The sequence below is a fragment of the Arthrobacter monumenti genome (genome assembly GCF_054511255.1).
In genome coordinates this window covers 269,865-294,000 of sequence record NZ_JBTNCY010000002.1, presented here as the reverse complement: position 1 = coordinate 294,000, position 24,136 = coordinate 269,865, and the positions used below count along the sequence as shown (strand labels likewise).

The following is a 24,136-nucleotide window of genomic DNA, read 5'->3' as shown; positions in this document are numbered from 1 at the left end:
AGCCGTTAGGATGTACGGGTGAACCAGCCTGATGAGATCGCCGGCCAGCCACAGGAGATCAAACGTCTGCTGGGGCCTGCGGACATCCGCGCCTTGGCTGCGGAGCTGAATGTCCGGCCGACTAAAACGCTCGGCCAGAATTTCGTCATCGACGCCAATACCATCCGGCGCATCGTCCAGACTGCCCGGATTGGACCGGAGGAAACGGTCCTGGAAGTCGGCCCCGGACTGGGCTCGCTCACGCTGGGACTGCTGGATGCGGCCAAACATGTGGTCGCCGTCGAAATCGATCCTGTCCTTGCAGGCAGGCTGCCGCGGACCGTCGCCACCTGGCGTCCTGAAGCGGCGGGCCGTCTCGACGTCGTGGAGGCGGATGCGCTCAAGGTGACGGAATTTCCTGCCATGCCAACTGCCCTGGTGGCCAACCTGCCGTACAACGTTGCCGTGCCTGTGGTGCTGAACCTGCTTAAGGCGTTTCCGTCACTCGACCATGCCCTGGTGATGGTGCAGGATGAGGTCGCCGATCGGCTGGCAGCAGTCCCCGGATCGAAGACCTATGGCGTTCCTTCCGTCAAGGCGGCCTGGTACGCATCCGTGCGCAAGGCCGGCGTCGTTGGGAAAAACGTCTTTTGGCCGGCGCCGACCATTGCCTCCGGACTCGTCAGTATGACGCGGCGTGAACCACCGGAAACCAAGGCGCCCCGCGAGGAGGTCTTCGCCGTCATCGACGCCGCCTTCGCCCAGCGGCGCAAGACCCTGCGGGCGGCTCTCTCCGGTTGGGCGGGCAGCGCCGCCGCGGCGGAACAGGCATTGGTGGCCGCGGGGATAGATCCACGGGCACGGGGCGAGGTCATCGACGTCCACGACTTCGCGCGCATCGCCGAACACAAGATCCAGCTGCAGGCCTGAGCCGAACCTGATTCGGGACAGCCGCCGACCTTGCTCTAAGTTGGAACCATGACTTTGCCCGGCACCCCGCAGACACCACGGAGCGTCAGTGCCCAGGCGCCAGGAAAAATCAATATCTCGCTCGGTGTCGGACCGAAGCGCGCCGATGGTTATCACGGTGTTGCCAGCGCTTATCTTGCAGTCTCGCTGTATGAGGAAGTGACGGCAACCATTACTGAAGGCCGCGGAATCACCGTGAGTCTCAAGGATGGAGCGGACGACGGCGGCAAGGCCGGTATCCCGCTCGACGAAAGCAACCTGGCGGTTCAGGCGGCAGCCCTGCTGCAGGGTGCCGCCGCGCAATCCACCGGGGTCCATCTGGAGCTGACCAAACGGGTTCCGGTGGCCGGCGGGATGGGGGGTGGCTCGGCGGACGCAGCAGCAACACTGGTCGCTTGCGACGCCCTCTGGGGATGCGGTTACTCCCGCGACGAGCTGGCACGGATGGCGGCCGATCTCGGAGCGGACGTGCCGTTCGCACTCCTCGGTGGCGCCGCCGTCGGACTCGGCGTGGGCGACCAGCTCACTCCGGCGTTGTGTCCGGGACAGCTGCACTGGGTGTTGGTTCCATCTGCCTCCGGACTCTCCACGCCGCGGGTCTATGCGGAGCTGGACACGATGCGGGCGCGCGCCAAAAAGAAGGCCCAGGAGCCGACCCGAGTTGATCCGCGTGTGCTGCAGGCATTGCGTTCGGGTGACGCCGGTGCGCTCAGCGATGTGCTCCACAACGACCTGCAGCCCGCAGCCTTGAAACTGGCGCCGGAGCTTACCGATATCCTTGAACGTGGGGAAGGGCACGGGGCGTTGGCCGGCATGGTGTCCGGATCCGGTCCCACCGTCGCCTTCCTGGCCGAAAATGAGGACCGGGCCTTGGAGATCGCCGGCTGTTTCGACGACGACGGGTTCGAAGCCGTACCGGTGTACGGTCCCGTCCACGGTGCCCGGATCCTTGCCGGAATCCGCAACTGACCCAAAACGAAAGTAGTTTCCGTGGCACATCTGCTCGGCGGTGAGAACATCACCGTGTCCTTTGCGACCAGGACGATCCTCGATGAGGTATCGCTCGGCGTTGACGAAGGCGACCGGATCGGCGTCGTCGGCCGAAACGGTGACGGTAAGTCCACGCTGATGCGCCTGCTCGCCCAACGCTCCGAGGCCGATGAAGGCAGGATTACCCGCCGCCGCGATGTCACGGTGGGCTTCCTCGACCAGACTGACGTTCTCGACGGCACGCTCGACGTCGGCACCGCCATCGTCGGCAGCGCCGCCGACCACGAATGGGCCTCCAACCCCCGCATTCGTGAGGTGATGGGCGGCCTGGTGTCCGACGTCGACTGGCACGCAACCGTTTCGGACCTCTCCGGCGGGCAGCGTCGCCGGGTTGCCTTGGCGAAACTGTTGATAGCGGACGACGACGTCCTCATGCTCGACGAGCCGACGAACCATCTGGACATCGAGGGCGTCGCCTGGCTGGCGAAGCACCTGAAGCAACGCTGGCGCAGCAGCGATGGCGGCCTGCTCGTGGTTACCCACGACCGCTGGTTCCTGGACGAGGTCTGCACCAGAACGTGGGAGGTGCACGACGGCGTCGTCGAACCTTTCGATGGTGGCTATGCTGCCTACGTCCTCGCCCGGGCCGAACGCGACCGGGCTGCTGCGGTGGCCGAGAATAAGCGGACCCAGCTGGTGAAGAAGGAACTTGCCTGGCTGCGCCGCGGAGCTCCGGCCCGCACCTCCAAACCCAAGTTCCGGATCGACGCCGCCAACGCGTTGATCAGCGATGTGCCGCCGCCGCGGGACACGCTGGCCCTGAACAGCATGGCCACCACCCGGCTCGGCAAGGACGTGCTGGACCTGGAGCACGTTTCGCTCGGTTTCGACGGCCGCGCGGGCGGCGCCGTCGCCAACACGGAGGGCAGCGCCCGCACCGAGCTCTTCCATAACATCACCCTGCGGCTGGCGCCGGGGGAACGTCTCGGCATCGTTGGCGTCAATGGCTCAGGAAAGACCACACTGCTGCGGCTGCTCAACGGCGAAGTCCATCCCACCTCGGGGCGGCTGAAGCGGGGCAAGACCGTCAAGACGGCCGTGCTGTCGCAGGAAGTGCGGGAACTGGACGACGTCGACCACCTGCGCGTGATCGAAGTTATCGAGCGGGAAAAGCGCGTCGTCAATGTCGGCAACAAGGAGGTCACGGCGTCGCAACTGGTGGAACAGCTCGGTTTCACCAACCAGCGCCAATGGACCAAAGTCTCCGAACTCTCCGGCGGTGAACGGCGCAGACTGCAGCTGCTGCGGTTGCTCGTCGGCGAACCGAACGTCCTGATGCTCGATGAGCCCACCAACGACCTGGACACCGACACCCTGGCAGCTGTGGAGGACGTGTTGGATGGCTGGCCGGGAACACTCGTCGTCGTCTCGCACGACCGCTACCTCCTGGAACGGGTGACCGATCATCAGATGGCGCTGCTCGGCGACGGCAAGCTCCGCGGGCTGCCCGGGGGAGTGGATCAGTACCTTCAGCTGCGCGGTGAGGCGGGGACCGGAACCGGAGCTTCGGGACCAGGCGGAGCCGGATCACCGACGGCGTCAACGGCTCAAACCACCGGTGGTGCCGGCGGATCAGGAGCTCCGGGGGGCGGAACGAATAAGGGTGATGGCGGCGCTGCGGGCGGAGCGGAGCCTGCGGCCAGTGCCGCCGACCAGCGAACCGCGCGCAAGGATGTTGCCCGGATCGAGCGTCAGCTGGGGAAACTGAGTGATCAGAACCGGAAGCTGCACGCGCAAATGGCCGAGGTGTCCCAGCACGAGCCGTTGGACCTGAAACGGCTCGAGGAGCTCAACGCGAAGCTGCGCGCCTTGGAGGCAGAGCAGGCACAGCTGGAGGAAGAGTGGCTGATGGCGGCCGAGCTGCTCTCCTAGCTGCATTGACTGCGGGGTGCGTGCTGGCGCTGTCCTTGGTGGGCGCCTGGACGCCGGACATGCAAAACTAGCTTCATGACTGAACTGCGCGAACCGCACCAACGACCGTTCGGTGCGGTGATAGAGGCTGCCCATGATGCCGAACCCCTGATTGCCGGACTTCTCGAGGACGGAACAGAATCGGTCGAGCTGGTGGCCGGCTTCGGACATATGGCCGGACTGCATCTCGGCACGGTGCCCCGCCATGGCATCCGCGACGCATTCGCCCAGGCCGGAATCACGATCGAAGCCGTTGCGGCGCCGGTTGCGCTCAACGTGGAGCAGCCGGATGAAGGGGTGGTGGCCGACGTCGATGCTTACCTCACGCTGGCCGCTGACCTGGGTGCACTGCGGTTGAAGCTGAGGGCCGCTTCGCTGCCCGGCGCGGCGGAGGGCGACGAACAAGGGACCGCCCCTGACGGCGAACGGATCAGCCAACGGTTGGCCGCGGTGCTGGGCCGTGCCGCAGAACTCAAAGTACGGCTCGTCGTCGAAAATTCCGGTCTTGCCTCCGGCGCCGAGGAGCTGGCGGCAGTGCTGGAAGCTGCGACGTTCCCCGCCGGACCGGCTACCGGCGAAGTGCCGGTTACGACAACCGTGGAGGCGCAGGCTTCCGTCCCCGATGGCGATGGTCCTTCCGCTGGAGCGGCCTGGAACGTCCGTACATCGGTTGCTGCCGGTGAGACACCTGCCGTGTCCGCGAAGCTGCTGAGGCCGTACCTCGAAGACGGCAGGGGTTACATCCTCTGCGAATCCGCCGCCGCAGCAACCGCCCTGCTTAACGCGGTTCCGGAGATGGCGGGCGTTCCGGTTCTGATTGAAGCCGCGGACGAACCGGCGGCGACCGGCGCCTAAGGCTCCGGGTGCTCCGGGCCGTCCGCGGCGTCCGGCTCTGACTGCAGGCGCGGATTCTGCTGCATGCCGCTCAGCCCATTCCAGGCAAGATTCACCAGGTGCGCAGCAACGGCCTTCTTGTCAGGATGGCGTGTATCCAGCCACCACTGACCCGTCATGGCAACCATGCCGACGAGCATTTGCGCATACATCGCACCGTCCCGGGCGTCAAAACCCCTGCTGCCGAATTCATCCGACAGGATATGTTCCACCCGCGCCGTTACCTGCGAGAGCAGTGTTGAGAAGGCGCCCTCGGGCTGCGACGGCGGTGCGTCCCGGACCAGAATACGGAATCCATCGGTGCGGTTTTCGATGTAATCCAGCAGCGCCAGCGCGGCCCGCTCGAGCAGGACCCGGGAACTGGCCTCGGTATTCAGGGCCGCGGTGATATTCCCGAGCAGGATGCGGAATTCGTTCTCCACCACCTCGGTGTAGAGACCTTCCTTGGAGCCAAACCGCTCATAAATGACCGGTTTCGATACCCCTGCGACCAGCGCTATTTCCTCAATGGTCGTTCCATCCAGACCACGCAATGCGAACAAACCACGTCCGACGTCGATCAATTGCGCGCGCCGTTGTTCTCCGGTCATCCGGAGTCTTGGACCGCCGTCGGATGGTCCCGCTGTAGTAGCCACCCACCCATCCTAGGGTGATCCGGTTTTCTCCCCGCACACGAGTTCCACTGCGCGCTGCACGGCTTTCAAGTCGCATAAGGGTCCGTGCACATGGCAGACTGGATGCTTGTGCAAGCGACGACGCTCCGGACCGATCGGCGCCGGTGACGCACGCTGACCGCACGGTCCGCCCTGGTGTAATAGGCAGCACCCCAGCCTTTGGAGCTGTGGAGTATAGGTTCGAATCCTATGGGCGGAACAGCTTCAACGACGATTGAAGCAGGTTTGTCCCAACCGAGTAGGAGTGCCCAGCTGTGAGTTCGTCCGACGAACACCGCCCCGAGGCAACTGCAGCAACGCCGGCGGGAGACACCACCGGACCACCGGCAGCAGTCATCGTTCTGGCGGCAGGTGCAGGAACCCGGATGAAGTCCAAGACGCCCAAGATCCTGCACGGCATCGGCGGCGTCTCCATGATCGGACACGCGCTCGCCGCCGCACGCGGGCTGAACCCCGATGTCCTCGCGGTCACCGTCCGGCATGAGCGGGATCTCGTGGCCGACCATATCCGCGGGCTTGACGAGGGCGCACTGATCGTGGACCAGGATGACATTCCGGGTACCGGCCGGGCTGTTGAGGTGGCGCTTCAGGCTCTGGACTCCAGCCTGTCCGGCACCGTCGTCGTGACCTATGGCGACGTCCCCCTGTTGACCACTGAGCGGCTGCAGGGCCTGGTGGCAGCACATCAGACCGAGGGCAACGCCGTCACCGTTTTGACCGCCGTACTTGACGATGCCGCCGGCTACGGCCGTATCCTGCGGGCCGACGACGGCACCGTCACGGGGATCGTCGAGCATAAGGATGCGACGCCGGAGCAGCGGACGGTCCGGGAGATCAATTCCGGCATTTACGCCTTCGACGCAAGCACGTTGAGGGCGGCACTTTCCCGGGTGTCGACTGAGAACGTGCAGGGCGAAAAGTACCTGACAGACGTGCTCAGCATCGCGCGCGACGCCGGTGGCCGGGTGGCCGCACTGGTGTGCGATGACCGGTGGCAGGTTGAAGGCGCCAACGACCGCGTGCAGCTGGCAGCACTGTCCGCCGAGCACAACCGCCGCAACCTGGAACGTTGGATGCGGGCCGGCGTCACCGTCGTCGACCCGGCCACAACGTGGATCGACTCGACTGTGACCCTCGACGAGGACGTCACCATCCTGCCCGGGACGCAGCTGCACGGCGACACGGTCGTTGAACGCGACGCCGTCGTTGGTCCGGACACCACTTTGGACTCTGTAAAGGTAGGCTTTGGCGCCAAGGTTGTGCGCACCCACGGTTCCGGTGCCGTGATCGGTGCCGGCGCCGACGTCGGGCCATTCGCCTACCTGCGGCCGGGCACTGTGCTGGGCGTGAAGGGCAAAATCGGCACCTTTGTGGAGACCAAGAACGCGGACATCGGCGCCGGTTCCAAAGTTCCGCATCTGAGCTACGTGGGCGACGCGACGATCGGAGAGGGCTCCAACATTGGGGCGGCTTCGGTCTTTGTCAATTACGACGGCGTGGCCAAGCACCATACGACGATCGGTTCCCACGTCCGGATGGGCAGCGACAACATGTACGTCGCTCCGGTGACCGTCGGCGATGGCGCCTACAGCGGGGCCGGAACCGTCATCCGCAAGGACGTTCCCGCCGGCGCGCTGGCCATCAATGTGGCTCCGCAGCGCAATATGGACGGCTGGGTCAAGGCCAACCGGCCGGGAACCGCCGCCGCCGACGCTGCAGCCAGTGCCGCTCCCCAAGACTCTGCAAAAGTTGAGAAAACCCCGCGAGAAAGTGACCCTTCATGACCGGCATCAAGATTCAGGGTGAAAAGAAACTAGTCCTGGCCTCAGGGCGGGCGCATCCTGAACTGGCGAAGGAAATCGCTTCTGAACTGGGCACCGAACTTGTCCCAACCTCGGCGTACGACTTCGCCAACGGTGAGATCTATGTCCGGTTCGAGGAGAGCGTGCGCGGCTGTGACGCCTTCGTCCTCCAGTCCCATACCGCTCCGATCAATCAGTGGATGATGGAACAACTGATCATGATCGACACCCTGAAGCGGGCATCCGCCAAACGGATCACGGTTGTTTCCCCGTTCTATCCGTATGCGCGCCAAGACAAAAAGCACCGCGGCCGCGAGCCGATCTCGGCCCGCCTGATGGCCGATCTGTACAAGACGGCGGGCGCCGACCGGCTGATGTCCGTGGATCTGCACACCGCCCAGATCCAGGGCTTCTTTGACGGACCTGTGGACCATCTGATGGCCCTGCCGCTGCTGGCCGATTACGTGCGCACCCGGATCGACGCCGATAACGTCACCGTGGTTTCCCCAGACACGGGACGCGTCCGTGTGGCCGAGCAGTGGGCCGAACGTCTCGGTGGAGCACCGCTGGCCTTCGTGCACAAGTCGCGTGACGCCACTGTTCCGAACCAGGCCGTGTCCAAACAGGTTGTCGGGCAGATTGAAGGCCGCGACTGCGTGCTGATTGACGACATGATCGACACCGGCGGAACTATCGCCGGAGCGGTGCAGGTGCTGAAGAATGCCGGCGCGAAGGACGTTATCATCGCCTCCACCCACGGCGTCTTCTCCGATCCTGCGCCCCGCCGGCTGGCCGAATCCGGCGCACGTGAAGTCGTGGTGACCAACACGGTGCCGATTCCGCCGGAGAAGCGTTTCCGCAACCTGACCGTGCTCTCCATCGCGCCCCTGATCGGCCGCGCGATCCGTGAAGTGTTCGACGACGGTTCCGTCACCAGCCTCTTCGACGGCAACGCCTAACGAGCCTCGTCCCTGGGCCGTGCGGCCGTGCGCGTCCCTGGGCTGTGTGCGCTTCCCGAACATGAAGGTCCAGTACCAAAGCAGAATAAACTTACCCAGCTTTCGTACTGGACGTTCTCGTTCGGCGTGGGCTTCTCCTGCTTTCGCATAGAAGGTTCGTGTTCGGCAGCGCTCACGGTAGCCTCAGCGTTTCTGAGTGGTAACTCCAGCCAGGCGACCGACCCAATCGGCCATTTATCCTGGCGGGGGTGTGTCAGTCATCCTCCACAGCCGCCCCACACGCGTGCTTAATGCACATAGTCGCCGTCGCGCCGCCCGACCCCACTGGATTACGGGCAGTCTGTTCAGATGGACGTACCTGCTGAACCCAAAACCGAATCCCGTGAAGCCTCTACCCACTCTTCCGAAGCCACCGTCACCTCTCGGAAAGCCGCAACGGTCAGCCATCTCGGGGTGGAGCTGCCGCGTCACAGGCTTTTATCGACTTCCGAACTGTCCGCCATGGGGTTTTCCACGCGGTGGATCTCTGATGCTGTGACCTATGGCGAGCTCGTTCGCATCCGGCGCGGCGTATACCTCCAAGGCGAGGACTGGCGCAGTTTGGACCAAAACCAGCGGGCGCTCTGCAAGATCCACGCGTTCCATCTCGGCACGCAGGGAACGACAATCTTCAGCCATCTTTCCGCCGCACGCCTCCATGGCTGCTTCACCTGGAAAGTTCCCGGGACGATTCACGTGACGCAGAAGTACAGTACGAAGAGTAAGGCCTACGCTGACGATGTTGTGGTGCATACACGACCTGTCACCCGCAGGGATCTCAGCTACGTAGACGGCCGGTGGGTCACTTCTTTGGAGCGAACCGTTGTTGATTGCGCACGCGTATTGGAATTCCGGAAAGCGGTAATCATCGCGGATCACGCACTTCGCCTCGGTGCCGATGGCCGTCTAATGCAGCAGATCGCTTTGGAGAGTGCCGGCTCGCGTGGAATCAGGAGTGTGCGCAGAGTCCTCGCCAACGCGAATGGCAGTTCTGAGTCTCCGGGTGAAACTCTGACGAGACTACTGATAGACCTCATCGATTTTCCGCAGGCCGAGTTGCAATACGAAATCTCCACCAGGCTGGGCTTGTTCCGGGCGGACTTCGCATGGCCGGCTTCCAAGCTGATACTTGAATTCGATGGCCGGGATAAGTACTTCAGTTATCAGCCAACGGAGGAGGCCCTGTTTGAAGAGAGGCGCAGGGAAAAGGTGTTGATGGAGGCTGGATGGTCATTCGTCCGACTTGAGTGGGGCGATCTTTTCAGCCCAAACGACCTGCAGAGAAGGCTCGCGCAGGCTATGAATGGCAGGGTCGCGAGCAATGGCCTAACCACGCGACTGGCATCCTGACAGGTTCGCCGGCCCGCCGGTGATTACTCCGCCAGTCCGCCATACCGCGCGTGCTTCCAAGGCTGGTAGACTGGTCCGCGATGCTTGGCGAGGGAGATTCGTTCTCCGTAATCGACATGGCAGGACACTCACCGAGGGGCGGAACTCTTCCCCCTCCGGGCCGGTTCCTTCCCATGGCGGCCCGCCGGCAAACCACAGGTTGAGATAGCCGGTTGAAATACCTCTTGATCAACACCACCTAAGTGGTCCGGATCTGTCCGGGCTGCCTTGTTCCAAAGTTTCAGGAGAACTATATGTCTGAGCAGAAGCTTCCCGCAGACCTTCGCACCGAGTTCGGCAAGGGCGCGGCCCGTCGGCTGCGTCGTGCGGAAATGATCCCCGCGGTGATCTACGGCCATGGTGCCGACGTCATCCACGTCGCCGTGCCCGAGAAAGAGACCACCCTCGCGGTCCGCACCCCGAACGCCTTGTTGCGTTTGGACATCCACGGCGACGAGCACCTGACGCTGGCCAAGGACGTTCAGCGCGATCCGGTCAGGCAGATCGTTGAGCACCTTGACCTGCTGGCCGTCAAGCGCGGCGAGAAAGTCACCGTTGAGGTCGGCGTCGTCATCATCGGTGAAGTTACCCCTGGTGTTGTCATCAACCTCGAAGCACCGACGGTCACCGTGGAGGCAGAAGCTACGCACCTGCCGCCGCACCTGGACGTCAACATCACCGGCCACGAGGTCGGCGACCACGTCCACGCCTCAGACATCTTTCTGCCCAAGGGCGTTACGTTGCTGACCGAGGAAGATACCCTCATCGTCAACGTTGCGTCGCCTACGGTCCAGGATCTGGGTGAAGGCGAGACCGAAGAGGCCGAGGAAGAGACCGAGGGTGAAGGCGAGGGTGAAGGCGAGGCCAAGCCCGAGTCCGCCGGAGAATCTGAGTAGAGTCTGACTCATGAGTGAAACCTGGCTTGTAGTCGGGCTCGGTAATCCCGGGCCCGGCTACAGTCATAACCGGCACAATGTGGGCCACATGGTCGTGGATGAAATCGCCGGACGCCTCGGCGGCAAGTTCAAGACGCACAAGGCGCATGCCGCTGTTCTCGAAGGACGTCTGGAGATCGGCGGACCCCGGGTGGTGCTGGCCAAACCACTGACCTTCATGAATTTGACCGGGGGTCCGACGTCGGCCCTCGCCAAGTTCTATGGCATCAGTCCCGAAAACGTCATCGCTGTCCATGATGAGATCGATATTCCGTTCAACACGGTGAAGCTGAAGCGTGGTGGTGGTGAAGGCGGCCACAACGGACTTCGCGACATCAGCAAGGCTCTGGGCACGAAGGACTACCTCCGGGTACGGGTTGGCGTGGGCCGGCCACCCGGGCGGATGGCCGCAGCGGATTACGTACTCAAGGACTTCGCACCCTCCGAGCGCGGAGATTTGCCGCTGGTAATCCAGGATGGCGCGGATGCAGTGGAAATGCTCGTTAATGAGGGTTTGCTCACCGCTCAACAGCGCTTTCATTCCTGTACCTCATAGGCGCTAAAATGTCCATAGATGTGACGTTCTATAACAGGACTGGTCACACCGCGTCTTAAACCCTTATGCTCTTACCAGCCTCAAAGGCTCCCAAAGCGGGGCCGGCGGTGGGCGGCCTCTGAGACTGGGCCACCCCCATCCCACCGTCGGCCCCTTCTTTATGCCCAAATCCCCTGCGGATCGAACCCGCCGGCAGGTGTCATGAGTACTGATCGCGAGGCTCAGCAGCCCGGCAGATGAGGCGCCGCAGCCAGGCAGATACAGTCATGCGCAAACCCCAAGGTTTATCCAAGGTCCGCGAACTAGCCTTCCACTACTGGCACCGGATCCACCCGGTGGCATACAGATCGGTTGGGGGCGGCTGAAATGGGACCAGTATTGCGGCGCAGAGCCATTCGCCTCGACCGCATTCACCTTTCCAAACCCCTGGCGGCGGGACAGCCGCTCAAAAAGCGGGCTTCGACGTCGTCGACCATCGCGCCCCGCGGATCCGGGGGCCCCTAAGCGGAGCCGGCGGTGAGGTTGCCTTCTGAGACCGAGGCCACCCCCCAGTCGCCGCCGGCTCCTTGTTTGAGCAGGTGCAGTGCCGGGTACAGGACCGGCGCTGCACCTCTCTATTCGTGGCAATCTCCAATCGGCTGCCAGCAATGGCATGCGCGCCAGCGGGGCCGGACGTGCGAGAATTAGGAAAGACTTACGTACCGTAATGTCAGCCGTTCTGTTCCTCGTTACAAGGAGTTCCCGCAGTGTCAGTGGTTTCAACGCCCACAACGCTCAAACCCGCCGATCCGGCCATCGATGATCAGGAAGTCCGGCGGATCCGTAACGACTTTCCCATTCTCAGCCACCGCGTGAATGACCGGGAACTGGTTTACCTCGATTCCGGAGCCACCTCGCAAAACCCGTTGTCCGTCATCGAAGCGGAGCAGGAATTCTACGAGCAGCGAAATGCAGCCGTGCACCGGGGTGCGCATACCCTCGCCGTGGCGGCCACGGATGTCTACGAGGACGCCCGCGAAACAGTGGCACGCTTCATCGGGGCCGCGGGGAATGAAATCGTGTGGACCGCCAATGCCACCGAGGGCTTGAACCTGTTGACTTATTCCTTCTCCAACGCGAGCACCGGACGCGGAGGGGAGCAGGCCCGCCGGTTCGCCCTCAAGCCGGGGGACGAGATTGTGGTGACCGAGTTGGAGCATCACGCCAATCTCATTCCGTGGCAGGAACTGGCATTCCGCACCGGTGCGGTGCTGCGTTACATCCCCGTGGACGACGACGGCGGACTCAAGATGGACGACGCGGCGGCCATCATCAATCCGGCGACGAAAATTGTCTCTTTTACCCACGCTTCCAATGTTCTCGGGTCCATCACTCCGGTAGGGGAGCTCACGGAATTGGCGCATAAACATGGCGCCCTTGTGGTGCTGGACGGCTGCCAGTCCGTCCCGCACATGCCAGTAAATGTGAAAGAGCTGGATGTGGACTTTCTCGTCTTCTCCGGGCACAAAATGCTGGGGCCTACCGGGATCGGTGTGCTCTACGGCAAGGCGGAGTTGCTGGACAGCATGCCGCCATTCCTCACCGGCGGCTCGATGATCACCAAGGTCACCATGGACGGCGCCGAATACCTGCCATCGCCCACCCGGTTTGAAGCCGGCACGCAGCAGGTGTCGCAGGCCGCCGCCCTGGCCGTGGCCGTCAACTATCTCGTTGAAACCGGTATGGAAAGGGTCGCCGACTGGGAGGCGCAGCTCGGGCAACGGATGGTGTCCGGACTGCAGCAGATTGAGGGGATCCGCGTTCTGGGGCCGCCCGCCGGCGTTGAGCGCATAGGTTTAGCGGCTTTCGACGTCGACGGCGTACACGCTCATGACGTCGGCCAGTTCCTGGATGACCGCGGCATAGCGGTGCGGGTCGGCCACCATTGCGCCCAACCGCTGCACCGGCGGCTCGGCCTGACCGCATCAACCCGCGCCAGTACTTATTTGTACAACACCACAGACGACGTTGACTTCCTGCTGGAGGCAGTGGCCGGCGTCCGCGCCTTTTTTGGAGTGAAGTAATGAGCGCAGAGCTACAACAGCTTTATCAACAGATCATCCTCGACCATTCCAAGTCGCGGCATGGCGAAGGGCTTAAGGAGGCGGCCGAGGGAATGGTCGCCGGACAATCGCACCAGTACAACCCAACCTGTGGCGACGAAATCACCCTTCGGGTGGTCCGCAACGGCGACACCATCGCCGCTGTCAGCTGGGAAGGCGATGGCTGCTCAATTTCGATGGCGGCCGCATCAGTGCTTACCGACATGGTGGGCGATGGGCTGAGCCAGACGGAGCTACTCAGCCTGATCGATAACTTCCGCGAGGTTCTGCGCTCACGCGGCACTGTGGAAGCGGACGAGGAGGTACTCGGCGATGCCGCAGCCTTCTCCGGCGTTTCCCGTTATCCCGCCCGGGTTAAATGCGCGATGCTGGCCTGGGTCGCCGCCGAGGAAGCCATGCTGGCCTCGCGCTGATCGCCGCGACTTCAAAAGAGCAGTGGCGTTGCTCAGTGCGGATAGCGCGCGGTTCCTGTGGCATACGCACCGCGGGCCGGCTTACCCGCCTCCAGGGGGAGCGTTATGGTGAATGACGTTCCAACTCCGGGAACGCTTTCCAGCTCGATGCCTCCACCATGGCGGTCCACAATCGTCTTCGTAATCAACAGACCCAACCCGACGCCGGGGATCGTGGTATTCCGGACACTGTCCGCGCGGAAGAACTTGGTAAACACGCCGGCCTGATCCGCCTGGTCCATTCCCATACCGGTATCCGAGACCCGCAAGAGCACCTTCCCATCTGCCGTCCAGGCACCTACGGTGACAGTACCGCCACCGGGCGAGTACTTAACGGCGTTCGACAGCAGGTTGTCCAGAACCTGGCCGATCCGCAACGGATCAATCTCGGCCCGTACGTCCGCCTCCGCTTCATTGACCAACTGGATACCGGCGTCCCCGGCGCGGACCTGCGCCGACGATAGACAATTTTCGATCAGGGCGGCTATGTCTGTTGGTTCGACGTCGAGCGTCATGGAATTGGACGTCGTCGCCAATAAATCCGAAACCAGCCTCAGCAGCCGCTCGGTATTGCGCCGCGCAACGTCCAGGTAGTGGACCACCGGTGGCGGCATTTGGTCACCGTCCTCAACAGCCAGGTCAAGGTAACCGAGGATTGACGTCAGCGGGGTCCGGAATTCGTGCGATACATTCGAAACAAAATCGTCCTTGGCCGCCAGGGCCGATACCAGGTCCGAGACATCGCTGAACGCGACGACGGACCCGGCGAAGTTGCCGCCGTCATCGGTCATCGTCCGTGCAGAGGCGGAGACGGCGCGCCGGTCCGCTTCCTTGCCGATCCACATCAGGTAATCGGAAAAAGATTCACCAGAGACGGCGCGGCCAACCGGCCGTTCTTCCGCCGGAACAGGCGTTTCCTTGTCGGGACGGAAGAGCAGCAGCTGGGACTCGTTTGGATCATCCACATCTTCGGGGGTGGCGACGTGGTGGTTATTGCGCTGCTGCAGGTTCATCAGCACATCGTGGCCATCCTTGTCCACCACCACTACGCCGACGCCGACAGTCTCCACAATGGTGTTGAGCAGGCGTTCCTTGTCTTCCAGTTCGCGCTGCTGGCCATTCATGCTGGCGGTTACGACCCGCACCGTAATACCCACGGCCAGCATCATGAATGGTACGAGAACCACCCGGCCCAGGCTGCCCAATCCTGCGCCCTCCACAAGCGGGGGAATCCAAACGGCCGCCAAGGGACCAAAGAAGCTGAGCAGGGCCACAGAGTGCAATCCCTGGCTACCGCAGGCCAGCCAAATGACGGGGAATACAAACAGGAAGGCCAGCCCGTTAAGGGCGTCGCCTGCGCCCTCGAGTATGAGGCTGATGGCGATGAAATCGAGTATCGGAATTGCCAGCGATGCTGTCCTGCGCAGTTTCTGCCAAGGAACCTCGGTGCAGGCGAGCAGGATCAGTCCGTGGACAATCAGCCCCGCGATGAATGACCGGTCCAGGAAGATTTCCCGGTGGTAGAACAGACCAACGATGATGACCAGGATCATCGAGGCGGCCAGCGGCATCTGGCTGATCACGACCCGTTGCCGGAGGTTCAGCCGGTGGAAATAGGTTTGGAATGTCAGCGGCGATAAGGCGCTTTTGAATGTCATCGCCGGATTACTCCTCCTCACGCTCATCAGTGCCCCCACAAGCCAGGCAAGCGTCAAACACAAAATTCACCGCACAGGATGACGTGGATAACACATATCACGATATACTGCCAAAAGAGAGTCTCTTCTTTTGGGAAACCGGAATGGTCTCGACGGAACTGGGGGAGTAAACGTTGGATAGGACTCGTGTTGCCGTCGTCATCGAAGACGATAAGGATATTCGCGAACTGATTGAAGTGGTTCTGCAGCAGGGTGGCTTTGAAGTTTATTCAGCCACCAGCGGCACGGCCGGCGTCGAAGCGGTCAAGAAATACGCTCCGGCCATCATCACGCTCGACCTTGGCTTGCCCGATATTGATGGGTACGAGGTCGCGCGGCAGATACGGCTGTTCAGCGACAGCTACATCGTGATGCTCACCGCCCGGGCGGAAGAACTTGACACCCTTATGGGTCTCGAATCCGGCGCCGACGACTATCTCACCAAACCCTTCCGCCCACGCGAGCTGCGGGCCCGTGTGGCTGCCATGATGCGCCGCCCGCATATCTCCACTGGTGGGGTCCCAACCGTACCCGCTCCGGAAACCGGCCAGAACACACTTGTCCCTGCGTCCGGTGGTGGATCCCCGGCACAGGCCGGGGCCGCCGGTATGACCAGGAATAACGACGGCGGCGGGGTCAGCGGTTTCCCGGGCGGAAGAGCTGCCGGGACGGCTGTGGATACTGACTGTATTGAGCATAATGGTCTGATGCTTGCTCCCCGGACACGGGTGGCCCGGGTCGAGGATCAGGAGCTGGAACTGACCCGGACGGAGTTTGACCTCCTGCACGCGCTGCTCGAGAGTGGCCAAGCGGTTAGGACCAAAGCCGATTTAGTCCGCTGGCTGCGGGCCGACGATTACGATACCGGCAGCTACATCAGTGACGCGGATGAGCGTGCCATCGAGGTGCACATCGGTAATCTGCGGCGGAAGCTCGGCGACAATTCCCGGTCGCCGCGGTGGCTGAAGACCGTGCGCGGTGTCGGCTACTGCCTGGCTCCTGCTGCGGGGTAGTGGGCTTCAAGCAGTTCCATCGTCGCTTCACCACAGATCCGGATATCGACGAGAATGTCGGTGGCGATTGCGTGGTTTCCCCGGCGCAGTTCGCCTTCGAGTTCGTCGGCCAAGGCCGCCAGGCGTTCGGCGCCCAGCATCTTGCTGGACGTGCGAAGACTGAGGACCGCATCCATCGAGGCCACCTCATGGCGCCCCCGGACGGCTTCGCTCAAGCGCTTGTAGCGGTCCGGCCACATGCTCATGAAAGACTTAACAAACAACAGGCCCGCCCGGCCATCGTCCCCCAAGTCGCGTTGCAGCCCGCGGAGTGCTTTATCCGCGACGAGCGGCAATGATCCGGCATGGTCGAGGCTCATGGCCTTGCCAGTCGTCCGTTGCTGGAAAACAGCAGGTAGGTATTCAAGACCGCTCCTCGATGGCGGGCCAATAAAGTGTTTACAGAATACCTGTCTGGAGCGGGTTCTTCCGGAACGGTGCCAAATCCTGAGGAAATCTTTCGTATTTTGTGGCGCTAGCCGTTGCCGGTTCCGTTGTCCTCATACACGTCGGGAATGCCGTCCTTATCGGTATCCCTGGTCTCTTCCATACGGATGCGCTTGTACTGCCGGTCGCGCGCCTTCAACAGCACGGTGGCCAGCAAGGCAGACAACAACGACCCGGCAAGGATGCCTACTTTTGCATGGTCATTGGCGAGGGTTCCGACGTCGAAACTGAGTTTGGCGACGAGCAAGGACACGGTGAAACCGACGCCGGCCAGCATGGATATCCCGAGGACGTCAATCCATTTATACGACTTGTCCAGAACGGCTCTTGTCGTCTTGGTGACGATCCAGGTTGAGCCCATAATTCCGATGGTCTTGCCCACGAACAGGGCAATGATAATGCCATACGTGATCGAATCCGTCAGGGCTCCGGTGATGCCATCCCAGCCGCCGACGGCGACACCGGCAGAGAAGAAGGCGAAGACCGGAACAGCAACACCGGCGGAGAAGGGGCGGAAACGATGTTCCAGATATTCTGCGAGCCCGGGACCGGCATCGGGCCGGAGATTACGGTCTGCGCGCAACACCGGAACAGTGAAGCCCAGCAGCACGCCCGCGACGGTGGCATGGATCCCCGACGCGTGGAAGAGCGCCCAGGTGGCGACTGCCAGGGGCATCAGGAAGTACCAGCTGCGGATACGTTTCTGGACGAGAAAGGCGAACAATGCCATCGGCAGCAGCGACAGAGCGAGGAACTGTGGAGCAAGGTCGTCGGTGTAGAAGAAGGCGATGATGGCGATAGCGATAAGGTCATCGACGACTGCCAGTGTCAGCAGGAACAAGCGCAGCGCTGAAGGCAGATGGGTGCTGATCACAGCAAGGACTGCGACGGCGAAGGCAATATCCGTAGCCGTCGGAATGGCCCAGCCGCGAAGGGCTTCCGCGCCGGCATTGAGGTTGATGACGGTGTAGATGATGGCTGGGACAGCAACACCGCCGAAGGCCGCCGTCACGGGAACGATTGCCTTATTGAAACGCCTCAAGTCCCCGGCAACGAACTCGCGCTTAAGCTCCAGACCGGCCAGGAAAAAGAACACCGCCAGCAGACCGTCCGCGGCCCAGGCGCCCACCGAAAGGTTGAGGTGCAGCGACTCCGGTCCAAAGGTGAAGTCCCGCAGTGCGAAGTAACTGTCGCTGGCCGGGGAGTTCGCCCAGATCAGGGCCGCCACCGCCGCGATGAGCAGCAACGCACCACCGACAGTCTCCTTGCGGAGGATCTCGGAAATGCGGACGCTCTCGGAGTAGCTCGACCGGGACAACACCCGCCGGGGGCCTTGATCGTCAGGTGTCTGGTGGGCCATTGCGGGTCTCCTCGAAAATATACGTGGTCAGGCTGAAGTCCATGCCGACCAGACTTCCCGGCTCTCCTGGCGTTCATTCTACGTGGCGCCGGTCACCTCCTCGAATTTGCATGAAGGTGAGGTACGCGGTAACGGAAGGTCCTAGCCGACGGCGGCGCGGATTCCAATCACCGCGGTGGCCAGGCCAAGAATCATGGAGGTTGAGATCAGCATCAGATGCACCATCATGAAGCGGGTGCGGCGTCCTGCCTCGTCCCGGGCGCGCGGGTCCTTGAGGATGCGGCGCAGAAAGGGCGGCCAGACTATGAGCGTCCAGACACCGGCCAGGATCAGTACCAGGGCAAGCGATAGTGGCATTGACATGCGGCAGTCTCCGGCCTAGTGCTCTTTGAGCCAGGTACGGGCTTCCGTGGCCTGGATGTTGAGTGCTTTGCCCACCATCGGTTCCGCTGCGGCGGCGATCTTGCTGCCGAGGAACGGGATGGAAGACTTCACGTCGCCTTCCAATTCGACACGCGTGCCCTCCGCGGTAGGAACCAAGCGCTGGACGGCAGAGGCGTCGACAGGTGCTCCGGAGACCTTCAGGCTGACGTCCGCACGGCGGGAGCCATCGGTTGCCGGTGCTTCCCACTGTTCCGTCTGGGTCACGGTCAGTTTCTGGCCGATAAATTTCTTCGCAAAATCGGGGAGCCGGTTCGCGGGCACGGTGCGCACGGCGGTGAGCTTGAACGGGCCGGTGATGGCGCCGTCGATCTTCAGCGATTCGAGCGAACCACCCACCTTTTCGCTGATGTGGCGAACAAAGTCCTCGTTGGTGAAGACTTCGGTAACGCGCTGCGGGTTGGCAGGCAGGTTGGTTGAAGCGCTGAGCGCCATAATTCCTCCACAGGTAAGGGGTCGGTCCCGGTTGCTGATCTGCCCGGGAGGCAGAGCTCCGGCGAAGATGTTCGGTATTATCCTAGCTTTTCCTGTTTCAGCGCGCAGGCGTAGGCTTGAGTCGTTGCCCCGGGGTTCATCGTGATCCTCGGGTATTTGTGCTGTGCTCCGGCTGCAGCCAGCCTACATGTTTCATGCCCGCGGTGGCCGACGATGGTGAAGGATTCACGAACGATGACTCTAATTGGACTGCGGGCCGCTCTGGCGGAGGACGCCTCATTTTCAAGGGTGCGGGAAGAGGCCCTCAAGACTCCCGGAGTCCGCAGCGCCGACCTGCAGATAGGCGCCCCGGCCGGATTGCGCGCTGCCCTGCTGGCGGAGATCGTCGAAGGCCTGAGGCAGGAACAGAACGACGACGGCGGGCCAGCGGGCAGCGGAGAGCCCACCGGCGTCGTACTGGCGGTAACTGCCACCGGCAGGGAAACCGAGGACCTCGCTGCCGCGTTGCGTGGCTACCTGCCGGCCACAGCGGTTGAGGAGTTTCCGAGTTGGGAGACACTGCCGCACGAACGGCTTTCGCCGCGGTCGGACACCGTTGGCCGCCGGCTCTCGGTGCTGCGCCGGCTGAAGCATCCGCAGGCAGATCCGCTCCAGGTCGTCGTGGCGCCCGTGCGCGCCGTCGTCCAGCCGCTCGTTGACGGGCTCGGCGATCTGCAGCCGGTCTCGCTGTCCACCGGTGACGAGATTGGCTTTGCCGATCTGGTGGAGCAGCTCGCCGCGGCCGCGTACGCCCGGGTGGACATGGTCACCCGCCGCGGCGAATTTGCCGTCCGCGGCGGCATCCTGGATGTATTCCCCCCGACCGAAGACCATCCCATCCGGATCGAATTCTTTGGCGATGAGGTCGAATCGATGCGGTGGTTTGCCGTTGCCGACCAGCGCTCGATTCCTGCCCCGAAACAGGGTTCAGATGGAATGGAGCCGCCGGTCCACCTCTACGCTCCGCCGTGCCGCGAAATCCTGATTACGCCGGAGGTGATGTCCCGCGCCGCGAAGCTGCAGGACAAGATGCCGGCGGCCGCCTCGATGCTGGAGCGGATCGCCGGTGGCATCGCGGTGGAGGGAATGGAATCGCTCGCCCCGGCCCTGGTGGACGCCATGGTCCCGCTGGTGGACCAGTTCCCGGCTGGCTCTGTCGCCGTCGTGGTCGAACCGGAGAAAGTCCGGGCACGCGCGCATGACCTGAACGCGACCAACGAGGAGTTCCTGGAAGCCGCCTGGTCCACTGCCTCTGAAGGGGCGCAGGCGCCGATTGACCTCGGCGTCGATCTCGAGGCCGCGAGCTTCCGCACTCTGGCGCAGACCCGCTCCACCGCCCTGGAACACTCCATGGGGTGGTGGTCGATCACATCGTTCAATCAGGATGACGAGCTCGAGCTGGATACCGACACGCTCAGCATCAATGCCCGGGAACCGCGCGGTTATCAGGGCGAGGTGGCGGAGATGATGGACTTCATCGGTTCGCGGGTGCGGGACCAATGGCGCATTGTTGTCGCAACCGACGGGCCCGGTCCGGCGCAGCGGCTGGCGGAGTTGTTCCATGACGCGCAAATCCCCGCCGCCCGGGTGGATTCGCTGGAGAAGTCCCCGCAACCGGGCATCATCGAGATCACGACGGCGACTGCCGGGCGTGGCTTTGTCTTCGACGGCTTGAAGCTGGGGCTGCTGACCGAGGCGGACCTGCTGGGACGCAGCAGCGCCTACTCGACCAAAGACATGCGGCGGATGCCTTCCAAGCGGCGCAACGCCGTCGACCCCCTCCAGCTGCAGGCCGGCGACCATGTTGTGCATGAGCAGCACGGTGTGGGCAGGTTCATTGAGCTGATCCAGCGAGCGACGGCGGCCGGTGGCGGGACGAAGACGGTCCGTGAGTACCTGGTGTTGGAATACGCGCCGTCCAAGCGTGGGGCACCGGGGGACCGGCTGTTCGTGCCGACGGACCAGCTGGACCAGGTGACACGCTACGTCGGTGGTGATTCCCCAGCGCTGTCGAAGATGGGCGGCGCGGACTGGGCGAAGACCAAGGGCCAGGCGCGCAAGGCTGTCAAGGAGATTGCCGGCGAACTGATCCGGCTGTACTCGGCGCGGATGGCCTCGCGCGGCTACGCCTACGGGCCTGATACGCCGTGGCAGCGGGAGCTCGAGGAGGCGTTCCCGTATATCGAGACGCCGGACCAGTTGACGACGATCAACGAGGTCAAGGCCGATATGGAGCGGGAAATCCCGATGGACCGGCTGGTCTCCGGCGACGTCGGCTATGGCAAGACCGAGATCGCCGTGCGTGCCGCTTTCAAGGCTGTCCAGGACGGCAAGCAGGTGGCCGTGCTGGTGCCCACGACTCTGCTGGTGCAGCAGCACCACGACACCTTCTCGGAGCGGTTCTCCGGGTTCCCGGTACGGGTCCAGCCGCTCTCCCGGTTCCAGTCCTCCAAGGAGGCCAAGGAAACGGCGGCCGGCGCGAAGAACGGAAGCGTCGACGTCGTCATCGGAACCCACCGGCTGCTCTCCAAGGACTTCGAGTTCAAGGATCTGGGGCTGGTGATTGTCGATGAAGAGCAGCGTTTCGGCGTCGAACATAAGGAGCAGTTGAAGAAGCTGCGCACCAATGTGGATGTGCTGGCGATGAGTGCGACGCCGATTCCCCGCACCTTGGAAATGGCGGTGACGGGAATCCGGGAGATGTCCACGCTGGCTACGCCGCCCGAGGAACGGCATCCGGTGCTGACCTACGTTGGACCATACACGGACAAGCAAGCCTCCGCGGCTATCCGCCGGGAGCTGATGCGCGAGGGCCAGGTTTTCTTCGTGCACAACCGGGTTTCGAGCATTGACCGGACAGCTGCCCACATCCAGCAGCTGGTGCCGGAAGCCCGGGTGGCGGTGGCGCATGGGCAGATGAGCGAGTCCAAACTGGAGCAGATCATCGTCGACTTCTGGGAGAAGAAGTTCGACGTGCTGGTGTGCACGACCATCATCGAAACCGGACTGGATATCTCCAACGCGAACACGCTGATTGTGGACCGGGCGGACAACTACGGTCTCTCGCAGCTGCACCAGTTGCGCGGGCGTGTTGGCCGCGGGCGTGAACGCGCCTACGCGTACTTCCTCTACCCGTTTGATAAGCCGCTCGGCGAGGTGGCGCTGGAACGGCTGAAGGCGGTGGCCGCCAACAACGAACTCGGGGCCGGTATGCAGCTGGCGATGAAGGACCTGGAGATCCGCGGCGCGGGCAACCTGCTGGGCGGCGAGCAGTCCGGGCACATCGCCGGGGTCGGGTTCGACCTGTACATCCGGCTGGTGGGTGAGGCCGTGGCCGATTACCGCGGTGATACGGAGGAGCAGGTCAAGGAGATGAAGATCGAGCTGCCCGTCAACGCCCACCTGCCGCACGATTACGTACCGGGGGAGCGGCTGCGCCTGGAGGCCTACCGGAAACTGGCCGCTGCCACCACCCACGAGGGCATCGACGAGGTGCGCGCCGAACTCGAGGACCGGTACGGGGAACTGCCGCAACCGGTACTCAACCTGCTCGCCGTCTCCCGCTTCCGGGTGGCCGCGCGCGAGGTGGGGCTGACCGACGTCGCACTGCAGGGCAACTTCATCAAGTTCGCGCCCGCGGATCTGCCGGAGTCGAAAACGATGCGGCTGCAGCGGATGTATCCGGGAGCGATGGTGAAACCGGCCCTCGATGCGGTGCTGATCCCGAAGCCGAAGACCGCCCGGATCGCTGGCCGCGACCTGGTGGACGCAGAGGTGCTGGCCTGGGCCAATACGGTGGTCGAAACCATCTTCCGTGACTAAAAGCGGGCGATGGTGGGATGGAACAGCCGGGGTAGGATTGGTAGTCGGGAACAGAAGCAATGACGCCACTGTGAGAGGCATGGAGAATACGTGACGATGGACATTTCGGCGGCCGGTGGCACAAGCATCGCCCCAGCAGCCAGGGCGCTTGACGTGATCGGCGCAGACCTCACCGAGCGGAGCCTGCGTCGGTACTTGGAGGGCATCGCCGGGGTCGACGCCGTCGGACTGGAAGCCCGGGCAGCCGCCCTGGGAACCAGATCAATAAAAACCACATCCAAGGCCTGGGCGCTGGACCGGATCATTGCGCTGACCGACTTGACCACCCTGGAAGGTGCCGACACGCCAGGGAAGGTGCGCTCGCTGGTGGCCAAGGCCCGGGTCCCTGATCCGGATGATTTGTCGACGCCGCAGGTCGCCGCCGTCTGCGTCTACGGGGACATGGTTCCATACGCCGTACAGGCGCTTGGCAGTGCACACGCAGGTTCGACGGCGGCAGCCGGCGGGGGTATCAACATTGCGGCGGTGGCAACCGCCTTCCCGAGCGGCAGGGCATCCCGCGCCGTCAAACTGGCCGACACGGCTGAGGCCGTGGCCGCCGGCGCGGACGAAATCGACATGGTGATCGACCGTGGGGCCTTCCTGTCCGGCCGCTACGGGGAAGTCTTCGACGAGATCGTCGCGGTCAAGGAGGCCTGCCGGCGCGAAGACGGCAGCTACGCCCACCTGAAGGTCATCCTGGAGACTGGTGAACTGAACACCTACGACAACGTCCGCCGGGCATCATGGCTGGCGATCCTGGCCGGCGGCGACTTCATCAAAACCTCCACCGGCAAGGTCGCACCCGCAGCCACACTGCCGGTGACGCTTTCCATGCTTGAAGTTGTGCGCGACTGGCACCGGCTGACCGGTGAAAAGATCGGGGTCAAACCGGCCGGCGGTATCCGCACCTCGAAGGACGCCATCAAATACCTCGTGACAGTAGCCGAAACGGTGGGCGAGGAATGGCTGCAGCCCGACCTGTTCCGCTTCGGAGCCTCGAGCCTGCTCAACGACGTCATCCTACAGCGGCAGAAACTGGCCAGCGGATACTACTCCGGCTCCTCTTACGTCACGATCGACTGAAGGACTT

20 protein-coding genes and 1 tRNA gene are annotated in these 24,136 nt (G+C 63.2%); 15 read left to right on the top strand and 6 right to left on the bottom strand.

What is annotated here, in order from left to right; all coding sequences use genetic code 11:
* Positions 1-36 precede the first annotated feature (36 nt).
* From rsmA to ACX80B_RS04210, 4 genes are all read left to right on the top strand, one after another.
* Positions 37-909, top strand: a complete 873-nt coding sequence (gene rsmA, locus ACX80B_RS04225; RefSeq protein WP_459293581.1) for a 16S rRNA (adenine(1518)-N(6)/adenine(1519)-N(6))-dimethyltransferase RsmA — start codon at positions 37-39, stop codon at positions 907-909.
* Between the two features lie 48 nt (positions 910-957).
* Positions 958-1,917: a 4-(cytidine 5'-diphospho)-2-C-methyl-D-erythritol kinase gene (locus ACX80B_RS04220; RefSeq protein ID WP_459293359.1), complete on the top strand. Its 960-nt coding sequence runs from the start codon at positions 958-960 to the stop codon at positions 1,915-1,917.
* A gap of 21 nt (positions 1,918-1,938) precedes the next feature.
* On the top strand, positions 1,939-3,870 hold the full coding sequence (locus tag ACX80B_RS04215; protein WP_459293357.1) for an ABC-F family ATP-binding cassette domain-containing protein: 1,932 nt from the start codon (positions 1,939-1,941) through the stop codon (positions 3,868-3,870).
* A gap of 75 nt (positions 3,871-3,945) precedes the next feature.
* Complete coding sequence (locus ACX80B_RS04210; protein ID WP_459293355.1) at positions 3,946-4,764, top strand: hypothetical protein; 819 nt, start codon at positions 3,946-3,948, stop codon at positions 4,762-4,764.
* Here ACX80B_RS04210 and ACX80B_RS04205 read toward each other — a convergent pair.
* A complete protein-coding gene (locus tag ACX80B_RS04205; RefSeq protein WP_459293579.1) occupies positions 4,761-5,393 on the bottom strand; it encodes a TetR/AcrR family transcriptional regulator in 633 nt (210 codons plus the stop codon). The two genes, ACX80B_RS04210 and ACX80B_RS04205, sit on opposite strands and share 4 nt — an antisense overlap.
* A 210-nt stretch (positions 5,394-5,603) precedes the next feature.
* Between ACX80B_RS04205 and ACX80B_RS04200 the strand changes: the two genes are divergently transcribed.
* The 8 genes from ACX80B_RS04200 (at position 5,604) to sufU (ending at position 13,672) form a co-directional block, all read left to right on the top strand.
* Positions 5,604-5,676: transfer RNA gene (locus ACX80B_RS04200), tRNA-Gln, on the top strand.
* A 55-nt stretch (positions 5,677-5,731) separates the two neighbouring features.
* Complete coding sequence (glmU, locus tag ACX80B_RS04195) at positions 5,732-7,261, top strand: bifunctional UDP-N-acetylglucosamine diphosphorylase/glucosamine-1-phosphate N-acetyltransferase GlmU (RefSeq protein WP_459293353.1); 1,530 nt, start codon at positions 5,732-5,734, stop codon at positions 7,259-7,261.
* Positions 7,258-8,238 (top strand): ribose-phosphate diphosphokinase, encoded by a 981-nt coding sequence (locus tag ACX80B_RS04190; RefSeq protein ID WP_459293351.1) that lies wholly within the window; start codon positions 7,258-7,260, stop codon positions 8,236-8,238. The genes glmU and ACX80B_RS04190 overlap by 4 nt, the downstream gene beginning before the upstream one ends.
* A 348-nt stretch (positions 8,239-8,586) precedes the next feature.
* On the top strand, positions 8,587-9,627 hold the full coding sequence (locus tag ACX80B_RS04185; RefSeq protein ID WP_459293349.1) for a type IV toxin-antitoxin system AbiEi family antitoxin domain-containing protein: 1,041 nt from the start codon (positions 8,587-8,589) through the stop codon (positions 9,625-9,627).
* A 293-nt stretch (positions 9,628-9,920) separates the two neighbouring features.
* A complete protein-coding gene (locus tag ACX80B_RS04180) occupies positions 9,921-10,562 on the top strand; it encodes a 50S ribosomal protein L25/general stress protein Ctc (protein ID WP_459293347.1) in 642 nt (213 codons plus the stop codon).
* 10 nt (positions 10,563-10,572) lie between these two features.
* Positions 10,573-11,157: an aminoacyl-tRNA hydrolase gene (pth, locus tag ACX80B_RS04175; RefSeq protein WP_459293345.1), complete on the top strand. Its 585-nt coding sequence runs from the start codon at positions 10,573-10,575 to the stop codon at positions 11,155-11,157.
* A gap of 746 nt (positions 11,158-11,903) precedes the next feature.
* Positions 11,904-13,220, top strand: coding sequence for an aminotransferase class V-fold PLP-dependent enzyme (locus ACX80B_RS04170; RefSeq protein WP_459293343.1), 1,317 nt, complete (start codon positions 11,904-11,906; stop codon positions 13,218-13,220).
* Entirely contained in the window at positions 13,220-13,672 is a 453-nt protein-coding gene (gene sufU / locus ACX80B_RS04165) for a Fe-S cluster assembly sulfur transfer protein SufU (RefSeq protein ID WP_459293341.1), read from the top strand. The genes ACX80B_RS04170 and sufU overlap by 1 nt, the downstream gene beginning before the upstream one ends.
* Before the next feature lie 32 nt (positions 13,673-13,704).
* Here sufU and ACX80B_RS04160 read toward each other — a convergent pair whose 3' ends face one another.
* Positions 13,705-15,369, bottom strand: a complete 1,665-nt coding sequence (locus ACX80B_RS04160) for a sensor histidine kinase (protein ID WP_459293339.1) — start codon at positions 15,367-15,369, stop codon at positions 13,705-13,707.
* Positions 15,370-15,542: 173 nt separating this feature from the next.
* Here ACX80B_RS04160 and ACX80B_RS04155 point away from each other — a divergent pair, with 173 nt between their 5' ends.
* Positions 15,543-16,421 carry a response regulator transcription factor gene (locus tag ACX80B_RS04155; protein WP_459293337.1) on the top strand — a complete coding sequence of 293 codons (879 nt, stop codon included), beginning with the start codon at positions 15,543-15,545 and terminating at the stop codon, positions 16,419-16,421.
* Here the strand turns inward: ACX80B_RS04155 and ACX80B_RS04150 are convergent.
* The 4 genes from ACX80B_RS04150 to ACX80B_RS04135 form a co-directional block, all read right to left on the bottom strand.
* Positions 16,394-16,780, bottom strand: coding sequence for an Hpt domain-containing protein (locus tag ACX80B_RS04150; RefSeq protein ID WP_459293335.1), 387 nt, complete (start codon positions 16,778-16,780; stop codon positions 16,394-16,396). The two genes, ACX80B_RS04155 and ACX80B_RS04150, sit on opposite strands and share 28 nt — an antisense overlap.
* Before the next feature lie 155 nt (positions 16,781-16,935).
* Positions 16,936-18,267: a Na+/H+ antiporter NhaA gene (nhaA, locus tag ACX80B_RS04145; protein WP_459293333.1), complete on the bottom strand. Its 1,332-nt coding sequence runs from the start codon at positions 18,265-18,267 to the stop codon at positions 16,936-16,938.
* 141 nt (positions 18,268-18,408) lie between these two features.
* On the bottom strand, positions 18,409-18,630 hold the full coding sequence (locus tag ACX80B_RS04140; protein ID WP_459293331.1) for an SCO4848 family membrane protein: 222 nt from the start codon (positions 18,628-18,630) through the stop codon (positions 18,409-18,411).
* 15 nt (positions 18,631-18,645) lie between these two features.
* Positions 18,646-19,143 carry a DUF2505 domain-containing protein gene (locus tag ACX80B_RS04135; RefSeq protein WP_459293329.1) on the bottom strand — a complete coding sequence of 166 codons (498 nt, stop codon included), beginning with the start codon at positions 19,141-19,143 and terminating at the stop codon, positions 18,646-18,648.
* A gap of 234 nt (positions 19,144-19,377) precedes the next feature.
* Here ACX80B_RS04135 and mfd point away from each other — a divergent pair, with 234 nt between their 5' ends.
* Positions 19,378-23,004: a transcription-repair coupling factor gene (gene mfd, locus ACX80B_RS04130; RefSeq protein ID WP_459293327.1), complete on the top strand. Its 3,627-nt coding sequence runs from the start codon at positions 19,378-19,380 to the stop codon at positions 23,002-23,004.
* Between the two features lie 96 nt (positions 23,005-23,100).
* Complete coding sequence (gene deoC, locus ACX80B_RS04125) at positions 23,101-24,129, top strand: deoxyribose-phosphate aldolase (RefSeq protein ID WP_459293577.1); 1,029 nt, start codon at positions 23,101-23,103, stop codon at positions 24,127-24,129.
* Positions 24,130-24,136 lie beyond the last annotated feature (7 nt).

Coding starts and splice junctions, on each gene's coding strand:
- ACX80B_RS04220 (WP_459293359.1), top strand. CDS start 958: ATGACTTTGCCCGGCACCCCGCAGACACCACGGAGCGTCAGTGCCCAG.
- ACX80B_RS04210 (WP_459293355.1), top strand. CDS start 3,946: ATGACTGAACTGCGCGAACCGCACCAACGACCGTTCGGTGCGGTGATA.
- ACX80B_RS04205 (WP_459293579.1), bottom strand. CDS start 5,393: ATGACCGGAGAACAACGGCGCGCGCAATTGATCGACGTCGGACGTGGT.
- ACX80B_RS04190 (WP_459293351.1), top strand. CDS start 7,258: ATGACCGGCATCAAGATTCAGGGTGAAAAGAAACTAGTCCTGGCCTCA.
- ACX80B_RS04185 (WP_459293349.1), top strand. CDS start 8,587: ATGGACGTACCTGCTGAACCCAAAACCGAATCCCGTGAAGCCTCTACC.
- ACX80B_RS04180 (WP_459293347.1), top strand. CDS start 9,921: ATGTCTGAGCAGAAGCTTCCCGCAGACCTTCGCACCGAGTTCGGCAAG.
- pth (WP_459293345.1), top strand. CDS start 10,573: ATGAGTGAAACCTGGCTTGTAGTCGGGCTCGGTAATCCCGGGCCCGGC.
- sufU (WP_459293341.1), top strand. CDS start 13,220: ATGAGCGCAGAGCTACAACAGCTTTATCAACAGATCATCCTCGACCAT.
- ACX80B_RS04160 (WP_459293339.1), bottom strand. CDS start 15,369: ATGACATTCAAAAGCGCCTTATCGCCGCTGACATTCCAAACCTATTTC.
- ACX80B_RS04150 (WP_459293335.1), bottom strand. CDS start 16,780: ATGAGCCTCGACCATGCCGGATCATTGCCGCTCGTCGCGGATAAAGCA.
- nhaA (WP_459293333.1), bottom strand. CDS start 18,267: ATGGCCCACCAGACACCTGACGATCAAGGCCCCCGGCGGGTGTTGTCC.
- ACX80B_RS04140 (WP_459293331.1), bottom strand. CDS start 18,630: ATGTCAATGCCACTATCGCTTGCCCTGGTACTGATCCTGGCCGGTGTC.
- ACX80B_RS04135 (WP_459293329.1), bottom strand. CDS start 19,143: ATGGCGCTCAGCGCTTCAACCAACCTGCCTGCCAACCCGCAGCGCGTT.
- mfd (WP_459293327.1), top strand. CDS start 19,378: ATGACTCTAATTGGACTGCGGGCCGCTCTGGCGGAGGACGCCTCATTT.
- deoC (WP_459293577.1), top strand. CDS start 23,101: ATGGACATTTCGGCGGCCGGTGGCACAAGCATCGCCCCAGCAGCCAGG.